Consider the following 5,768-nt stretch of genomic DNA (forward strand, 5'->3'; position numbering starts at 1 on the left):
CCCCGCCCGGTGCGGGCGATTGGATCCTGGTCCTCAACGCCGGCTCCTCCAGCCTCAAGTTCCGCCTCTATCGCCGCACCAGCCCGCAGGCCTGGAGCCTGCAGGCGCGCGGCCAGATCGAGGGGATCGGAAGATCGCCCCACTTCTCGATCAAGGACGGTGCGGGAAGCACGCTCGCCGACGAGCCGCTCGACGGCGCCGTCTCCGACGCACGCGGCGCCCTGGAAAAGCTGGCCGCCTGGCTGCGCTCCCACAATCCCGGCGCGCGCCTGGCAGCGGTTGGGCACCGCGTCGTCCATGGCGGGACGCGCTTTGCGGCTCCCATCGTCGTGACTCCCCAGGTCCTCCTGGCCCTGCGCCAGCTGGATCCCCTGGCGCCGCTGCACCAGCCCTACAACCTGGCGGCCATCGAGGCAGTGCACGAGCGGCTGCCCGGCGTCCCGCAGGTCGCCTGCTTCGACACCGGCTTCCATCGCGACATGCCGGAGCTCTCCGAGCTGGTGCCGCTGCCCGCTGAGATCCGCGGCGCCGGAGTGCAGCGCTACGGCTTCCACGGATTGTCCTACGAGTACATCGCCTCGGTGCTCCCAGAGACGGCGCCGGAGATCGCCGACGAGCGCGTAATCGTGGCGCACCTTGGAAGCGGCGCCAGCCTCTGCGCCATGAAGAGCCGCAAGAGCATCGACACCACGCTCGGCTTCACCGCGCTCGACGGGCTGTGCATGGGAACGCGTCCCGGATCCGTCGACCCGGGCGTGATCCTGCACCTCTTCCAGGGCCTGAAGCTGCGCGCCGAAGAGGTCGAGGCGATCCTCTACAAGAAGTCGGGTCTTCTGGGGATTTCGGGGATCAGCAACGACATGCGGGAGCTGCTCGCCAGCGACGCGGCGGAAGCGCGTCTCGCCATCGACTACTTCGTCTACCGCGCCGCCAAGGAGATCGGGGCGCTCGCCGCCGTCTTGCAGGGACTGGATGGATTGGTCTTCACAGCCGGCATCGGCGAGAACTCAGCCGAGATCCGGCGGCGCATCTGCGAGGCTTCCGCCTGGCTCGGCATCGAAATCGATGAGCAGGCCAACGAGCGCGGCGCCGACCGCATCTCGAAGCCCGGCAGCCGACCTTCCGCCTGGGTCATCCCCACCAACGAAGAGCTGATGATCGCCCGCCACACCGCCTCCCTCCTGGGTCTGCCCGGCAAGATCGAATAGGCAGGCCGGTGCTCCATGTCCGCCGTACGCCCCTGCCGCTACCAAAGGACCAGGAGCCCTATGAGCGCGATCAACATGCCTGCCGGCGTCAGGTAATACGACATCTTCAGCAAATTCCGATTCGCGGTCCCACGGTCGGTTCCAGGCACGCCCTTCGCCTCTCGGTCAAGTGCGCGACGCGCACGAGGCACCGCGGCGACCAGCAGGTTCGCCACGATCATGGCGGGGCCCAACCATGCGAAAAGTGCACCAATCGCCATGAAGACGCCACCCGCCGTATCCGGCAGAATCCGAAAATTGTCGGCCTCGTGGATCAGCCTGTAGAGGTTGCCAAGTACCACGATCGAACCGATTATCAGCAAGAACCATGGCACCAGGTAACATGGGATCAACAGGAGGTTCCACGGGCTCCGTCGTCGACCTGCGCGAGCTCGTGCATTTGTAATGTAACCCATCGTCCTAGCGGTTGATGTGCGTCAGAGCGTAACGGAGAGGCCCCGCAGAAGCCTTGATTAGGCCATCGAACGGGCCATCCATTTCCAACACCAGGAACAGGGCGCTGCTGACGGATGCGGCGCACACGAACAGGATCGCGAGGACCGTGAAGTTCCGTGGCGCATACAATCCGAAGCTGGTGAAGGTGATGGTGAGCCAGAAAAGAAGGATGCCAAGGAACGGCAAGGGGACCGTCTCGCCGCCGACGAGCATGAACCACCGGGTCTGCAATATCGATTCGACAAGCTCCAGAGCACGCGTCTTCAGCGCGCGCTGGGAATCGTCGTGTGGATCGAGAGCACGGATCGGCTGCACGAGGTCCTCCGCCGTCATCTCTGTTCCGCCTTTTGTCGGATCCAGGGCCTCGCCCCCGCCCTCCTCCTGCCAAATCTCCTGGAGCTTGGCTCTGACCAATTGCTGTAGCTCACTGCGTATCCCGCCGGTCTCGGGCCCGTAGCGCGCCAGTAACCGGTCAAGGGACAGGATGTTGGCGGAAGTTTGCTTCACCGCCGTATTGACCGCATCGAAGGAGCTCTTCGCGGAAGCCGTGACCAGGCCGAGAACAAGTGCCGTCATCGTCGCGATAAAGCCGATTCCTACCTTGACCGTGTCTCTCGACTCGGCATCGAGGTGATGCCGTGGCAGGACGTTGCGCAGCCACATCCCGAGGAGCACCCCTCCGAACACACAAGCGAAGACCATGAGCCCCACCTGAATAGGATTCATGGTCAGTGGGATGATCCGAGAGACTCCAGATGAGATGCGAAGACCTCGTTGAACAGCACGCCTGGCCGGCAGCTACGCAAGCGGGTGACCGCGTCGGTGCCCGGAACTCCGAGGCGCACCAGAATCAGGCCGGCCACCAGGGCCGAGCGGTTATAGCCCATGCCGCAGTGCGAGAGGACGCGGTGGCCGGACCGGATCAGCCCTGCAGCCATGTCCGCGACGGCATTGAGTTTGTCGAGGTTCGGCAGCTCTTCGTCGAAGATCGGGAAGTAAATGTACAGGATGTGGTTGTGCACGTTCGGGATGCATTGATCCAGGCCGCCCTCGAGGTCGATCACCGTGTCGATGCCGCGGGCTTCCAGGGGAGCCCATTCCGTGAGGGCAGGCGAGAAAAAGAGAAACCCGGCATCGTCTGCCTGAAAGAGCTCAACAGCCATCGCGTCACCCCCTGTCGCTTTTCCATCGCCGTCGTGCCCGACATTCATTGTCGGCACGGCTCGTCGCTTCAGCCCAGATGTATAGAGAAGGATAATTCTACCTGAACCGCCCGCAGGATTGCCTTCAGGAATCGCAGGACCGCATGGCTGGATGCCGATGGTCCTAACGTCGTTCCGATTCCGGCACGCGCCTTGACGTGCGCCGTTGGCCCTCGACGAAAAGCGCCCAGAATCCTTTCCGATCGCCTCCCTTGACCGTTGCGATGATGCGATCCAGTGCGCTGCGCAGGCGCTCGAGGGCCTGCAGCGAATGGGGGTTCCCGGCTTGAATCTCGTAATAGACCTCGGGGCTCTCCCGCACGACGGTCGCGGCAAGCCGTTCCAGAGCCTGGAAGGTGGTGCTGCGCACGGGGGGCTCGGCCTCCGGCAGGGAGAGCGCGAAGGCGATGGCGGCGGCGTGCGCGAGGCTGAGCAGCTCTGCCATGAGCCGGTCGTGATCGGCGAGCGGCAGGCGCAGGAGGTGGGCCGTCGTCGGCTGGAAGAGTCTTTCGACGGTCGAGGTCGCCTGCGCATCGCCGGTGTCGCAGATGACGACGTCGCAATCGCGCAGCAGGACCGTGGAGGGGCCGAACATGGGGTGGATCGAAGCGACCCGGCCGCCGGCATCCTGAAGGGCACGGATGGCATCCATGAGCGGCGTCTTGATGCTGGCGATATCGACCACCACCCCCGCCAGCGGCCTGCTGGACCAATCCAGGTACAAATCCGCGGTGGCGGTGGGCGGCGTGGAACAGACGATCAGCTCCGCCGACTGCAGGGCTTGCCGAGCCGAGGCTCCTTCGTCAGGCGGCGCCAGGGGATCGAGGGAGACGGTGGTGTAACCCTGGGCCGTCAGAAAGCGGCTCACCCACCGGCCCATGCGGCCGGCGCCGCCGACCACCACCGCGCTCTTCCCCGCACCGACCCCTGCAACACGCAGACTGTCTTCCTCCTGCGCTGAAACCGAGGCACTGATGAGCCCGGCGAAGAGATCCTCGGCCACGCGAGGGTCGAGGCCGCGTTCCCGCGCCGCGACTCGGGCGCGTTCCAGGACCACCTTCTCCTGAGCGTAATCCACCGTGGCCAGATTCTGGCGGCGCTTGAGCTCCCCCATCTCCCTGGCAAGCTCCACCCGCTCCGCGGCTCGCGCCACCAGCTCCAGATCGAGCGAGGCTATGCGCTCGCGCAGGCTATCGAGATTCTTCTCTGCCATGGCGTGTCACCGAGTTATCCGGCTACCTGATCCCGGTCAGCGCGACTCAGAACGTAGACCGTCCATGCCGGGACCGAGACTTCGCTCATCCAGGGAAACGGCTCGCCAGGCAGCCCAAGCGGCTGATGAACCTGGATCACTCGGAGACCTGCGTCACGGAACACCTTTCGATAGGCTCGATCCGACCAGACGATATCCTCCACCGGACGACGGTCCGGCACGTCCAACATGACGATACGTACCCGGCCCCCATCCGGCACCTGCCGGTTCTCGGGGAAGTCCTTGGTGGAGAAGGAGAGCCATTCGTGCCAGTAGATCTCGGGGGTCGAGACAATGAGGACGATACGGCCGCCGGGAGAGAGCGCCCGTCCCAGCGCGCGGAACAGGGCGGTCTTCGTCTCTCCGGTCGGGATATTGTCGAAGGTGAAGGCGGCCAGGATGAGATCGTAGGCATCCGGGGGAAGCTCCGGTGGCTGCCCGGCTGAAGCCAGCAGGTAGTCGCCCTGGGGATCGCTGGCCCGCGCTTCACGAAGCATCGGCTCGGCAATATCAATGCCGGTCGTATGGAAGCCCAGATCCTTCAGAAACCGCGTGGAGCGACCGGTGCCACAGCCGAAGTCGAGCGCCTGGCGGCCCTGGATGTGGCGTCGCAGGAGCTCGGGAATATCGCGGAAGGCGAGATAGTAGGTGCCGGGATAGCCGAGCCTGGCGTAGGACTTGGCGCGCTCGGCGTCGGCGTAGACATTGGCGAACTGATCGGCCATTGCGCTCTCCACAGGCGTGCCGACACCGCGGGCTGTCGCCGGGGCCTGGCCGGCGCGGCGAAAACGTGCGGTCAGGAGGTTGCGCGCTCGGTCGAGCCATTGTCAGGCGGCGCTCGATTGCGGGCGCGCCCCTCGAATGAGCAGCCAGAGCATGAGCCACAGCTCCCCGAGGAGCGTCGGCATGACGACTCGGGAAACGACGTTCGCGTAGCTTGGCACGAGCAGCGTGGTCAGGCTGGCAGCTACATAGCCGGCGCAATTGAGGATCAGCAAAACGCCCAAGATCCGAGGCAAGAACACTGAGCGCATCACCAGCACGCCTAAAGGCAGCAGCCATAGTCCCCAAAAAATCCCGACGATTCCGATCCCTTGCCGATGAAGGACAAGAAACAGCATTCCCAGCGCTTCCCGCTGCGGGTGGTCCAGGGCCGCAAGATAATCGGTGCCGCGGAAGAGGGTCAGGGCCGCCAGGCTGTTCAGCACATTCGTAAACGAAATCGCCACAGAAGCGAGCACCAGTCCGACCATCAGCCTGGCATGGTTCCTGTCCACGTCACCAAGCAAGCGGTGGAGCGCCAGCGCCAGGAGAAGAAGAAAGACAGCTGCAGCCAGCTCGGCGGCCATTCCCAATCGGAAAAGCATTTCGAAGCCCGTGACGTTGCCGGCGGTGGCATCGGCATTACCGGCAACGACCAATCTGTTTGGGACGTACATGAGGCTGAATACTGCGGGGACCCCCATCAGGAGATACAGCCCGCCCGCCACTCGTGCGATCTTGTCGCTGGGATGCACCGTGCATTCTCCTCACACCGGGTCACCTTATAATACCGGTGTGCCTGACGCTAAGTTTCAGCTCAGCGGAGCCAAGCGGCGCGCGTCGGCGGCA

The 5,768-nt window shown here is 64.5% G+C and carries 7 protein-coding genes; 1 reads left to right on the top strand and 6 read right to left on the bottom strand.

What is annotated here, in order from left to right; all coding sequences use genetic code 11:
- Window positions 1-23: 23 nt before the first annotated feature.
- A complete protein-coding gene (locus tag VFW45_01605; GenBank protein ID HEU5179460.1) occupies window positions 24-1,208 on the top strand; it encodes an acetate/propionate family kinase in 1,185 nt (394 codons plus the stop codon).
- 38 nt (window positions 1,209-1,246) lie between these two features.
- Here the strand turns inward: VFW45_01605 and VFW45_01610 are convergent, their stop codons facing one another.
- From VFW45_01610 to VFW45_01635, 6 genes are all read right to left on the bottom strand, one after another.
- Entirely contained in the window at window positions 1,247-1,570 is a 324-nt protein-coding gene (locus VFW45_01610) for a hypothetical protein (GenBank protein ID HEU5179461.1), read from the bottom strand.
- Between the two features lie 97 nt (window positions 1,571-1,667).
- The gene (locus tag VFW45_01615; GenBank protein HEU5179462.1) at window positions 1,668-2,366 is read right to left on the bottom strand and encodes a hypothetical protein; all 699 of its coding nucleotides are present in this window, start codon (window positions 2,364-2,366) and stop codon (window positions 1,668-1,670) included.
- 65 nt (window positions 2,367-2,431) lie between these two features.
- On the bottom strand, window positions 2,432-2,914 hold the full coding sequence (locus VFW45_01620; protein ID HEU5179463.1) for a dual specificity protein phosphatase family protein: 483 nt from the start codon (window positions 2,912-2,914) through the stop codon (window positions 2,432-2,434).
- A 115-nt stretch (window positions 2,915-3,029) separates the two neighbouring features.
- The gene (locus VFW45_01625) at window positions 3,030-4,118 is read right to left on the bottom strand and encodes a prephenate dehydrogenase/arogenate dehydrogenase family protein (protein ID HEU5179464.1); all 1,089 of its coding nucleotides are present in this window, start codon (window positions 4,116-4,118) and stop codon (window positions 3,030-3,032) included.
- A 14-nt stretch (window positions 4,119-4,132) separates the two neighbouring features.
- Window positions 4,133-4,882: a methyltransferase domain-containing protein gene (locus VFW45_01630; protein HEU5179465.1), complete on the bottom strand. Its 750-nt coding sequence runs from the start codon at window positions 4,880-4,882 to the stop codon at window positions 4,133-4,135.
- 102 nt (window positions 4,883-4,984) lie between these two features.
- Entirely contained in the window at window positions 4,985-5,674 is a 690-nt protein-coding gene (locus tag VFW45_01635) for a DUF4386 domain-containing protein (GenBank protein HEU5179466.1), read from the bottom strand.
- Between the last annotated feature and the right edge of the window lie 94 nt (window positions 5,675-5,768).

The organism is Candidatus Polarisedimenticolia bacterium (assembly GCA_035764505.1).
Lineage (GTDB): Bacteria > Acidobacteriota > Polarisedimenticolia > Gp22-AA2 > AA152 > AA152.

Bases quoted from the DNA above. Each gene is read 5' to 3' on its own strand.
- VFW45_01615 (HEU5179462.1), bottom strand. From the start codon at position 2,366: ATGTGGCTGCGCAACGTCCTGCCACGGCATCACCTCGATGCCGAGTCG.
- VFW45_01620 (HEU5179463.1), bottom strand. From the start codon at position 2,914: ATGAATGTCGGGCACGACGGCGATGGAAAAGCGACAGGGGGTGACGCG.
- VFW45_01625 (HEU5179464.1), bottom strand. From the start codon at position 4,118: ATGGCAGAGAAGAATCTCGATAGCCTGCGCGAGCGCATAGCCTCGCTC.
- VFW45_01630 (HEU5179465.1), bottom strand. From the start codon at position 4,882: ATGGCCGATCAGTTCGCCAATGTCTACGCCGACGCCGAGCGCGCCAAG.